General features: G+C 64.0%; 1 protein-coding gene. It reads right to left on the minus strand.

The features are described from left to right. On the minus strand, positions 1-966 hold a 966-nt coding region (locus tag EOA85_RS36030), incomplete at both ends, for a ribonuclease E/G (RefSeq protein WP_281033836.1).

The following is a 966-nucleotide window of genomic DNA, read 5'->3' on the forward strand; positions in this document are numbered from 1 at the left end:
GGATGACGCCCATGCCCTGCGGCACTTCGAGATCGGCGACGACCTCCTTCAGCCGCTTGCGGTCCTGTGCGTTGGTGATCTTGCGCGAGATGCCGCCGCCGCGCGCCGTGTTCGGCATCAGCACCGAATAGCGGCCGGCAAGCGACAGGTAGGTGGTGAGCGCTGCGCCCTTGTTGCCGCGCTCTTCTTTCACGACCTGCACCAGGAGGATCTGGCGGCGCTTGATCACTTCCTGGATCTTGTACTGGCGGCGCACCGGCTTGCGGCGGTTGCGCGCTTCTTCCAGCGCATCCTCGGCGCCGACCGATTCGACCTCATGGTCCTCCGGATGCGAGGACTGCACCTCTTCCAGCATGCCGCGATCATTGTCGGTGGACGTGGCTTCGCCGGCCGTCTCCGCCTGCGGCACGGCTTCGGAAATCACATCCGCTTCGATGCTGGCGGCGAGGGAATTTGGACCGCCTTCGGAAGGCCCAGTCTCGTTATGGCTCGTCTCAATATGACTCGCCTCAGCATGACTGGCGACATCCTCGCCATGTTCCGAAGTATCGGACGGCGTGTCGACATTTTCCGAAACGGCATCGGCGTTATCCGCGGCCGCATCCTCGCCGTGTTCGCCGCCCTCATTGGAGCCGCTGTCATTGGACTCGACAGAATCGTCAGAATCGGCCGCACCTGCATCACGCTTGTGCTCGCCCCGGTCGCGGCTCTTGCCGCCGCGCCGGCGTCCACGCCGGCCGCGATCGCGGCTCTGGCGGTCGTCGCCTTCGCCATCCTCATCGTCCTCGTCTTCAGCCTCCTGCGCTTCTGCGCGCAACAGCGCCTGACGGTCGGCGACCGGAATCTGGTAGTAGTCGGGATGAATTTCACTGAAGGCGAGGAAACCGTGACGGTTGCCGCCATATTCGACAAAGGCTGCCTGAAGCGAGGGTTCGACGCGCGTTACGCGGGCGAGGTAGATATTTC

The organism is Mesorhizobium sp. M5C.F.Ca.IN.020.29.1.1 (assembly GCF_003997375.1).
Taxonomy (GTDB): domain Bacteria; phylum Pseudomonadota; class Alphaproteobacteria; order Rhizobiales; family Rhizobiaceae; genus Mesorhizobium; species Mesorhizobium wenxiniae.